This is a genomic window from Bacillus sp. JJ1764, assembly GCF_036962145.1.
Lineage (GTDB): Bacteria > Bacillota > Bacilli > Bacillales > Cytobacillaceae > Neobacillus.
Genome location: NZ_JBALNY010000264.1, coordinates 1 through 1,012 on the forward strand (window position 1 = coordinate 1; position 1,012 = coordinate 1,012).

A 1,012-nucleotide genomic window follows, 5' to 3' on the forward strand; every position below is an offset into this window, starting at 1 on the left:
GGTTTAAAATCAACAGTACTCTTTAATATAACCTTATAATTGAGGGGGATTCATTTGAAAACCAAAAGCAAAATGGCTCGTGCATCAAAAGTGTTATCTTTATTCTTTGGCATTTTCCTACAAATCTATTGGTATAAGATTCGAAAAAAACCAAAGGCTGAGTGGGATCATCTCTGGGAAAGAATAGGAGAAAGGTTCCGCAACACCTTATTTGATTTAGAGGGATTACTGATTAAAATTGGGCAAATCCTCAGTACTCGCGCCGATCTGTTACCCAACACTTTTATAAAGCAAATCGAAGATCTGACCGATCAGGTGCCACCATCCAATTGGAGTGAAATTGAAGAAATTTTGGAAAAAGAATGGGGGAACAAGTTCCATCAAAACTTTCAATCTATTGAAAAAGTAGCGATTGCCTCTGCGTCAATCGGAGAAGTGTATAAAGGCGTACTAAAAGGTGGAACAGAGGTAGCTATTAAAGTAAAGCGTCCCAACATTGATTCCGTCATCCAAACTGATTTTCGAATTTTAAGCTTTATTATTTGGTTTGCCGATCACTTCATTCCAATGCCAAAAGGATTTATAAATTTCAGGGTTCTCTTTAAGGAACTTAAACAAGTAATCGAACGAGAACTTGATTATTCAAAAGAACTGGACACGATTTTATTTTTTCAAGAACGGTTTAAAGTTATGGAGCAAGTAAAAATTCCAAACGTATATCCTGAACTCAGCACTTCCGACGTTTTGGTGATGGAATGGGTGGACGGAATTCGCCTAACGGATTTGAAAGCCTTGGACAAAAATAAAGTAAGTGGCGAGGAAATGGCCCAACTTTTACTAAAAGTATTTTTCCCACAATGGTTAGAGCCAGGTATGTTCCATGCAGACCCACACCCCGGTAATGTTTAGTTTCAAAGGAGGGAAAAATCATTCTGCTTGATTTCGGAATGATCGGGGAGATTACCAAAAAGGATGCAGCTTATTTTCAAGGTTTAATTGAAAGTTTTCTTTC

The 1,012-nt window shown here is 37.5% G+C and carries 1 protein-coding gene; it reads left to right on the plus strand.

Annotated features, from left to right (window positions below; all coding sequences use genetic code 11):
• Nucleotides 1-54: 54 nt before the first annotated feature.
• Nucleotides 55-909: an ABC1 kinase family protein gene (locus V7083_RS23640; protein WP_335482660.1), complete on the plus strand. Its 855-nt coding sequence runs from the start codon at nucleotides 55-57 to the stop codon at nucleotides 907-909.
• The last annotated feature ends 103 nt before the right edge of the window (nucleotides 910-1,012 follow it).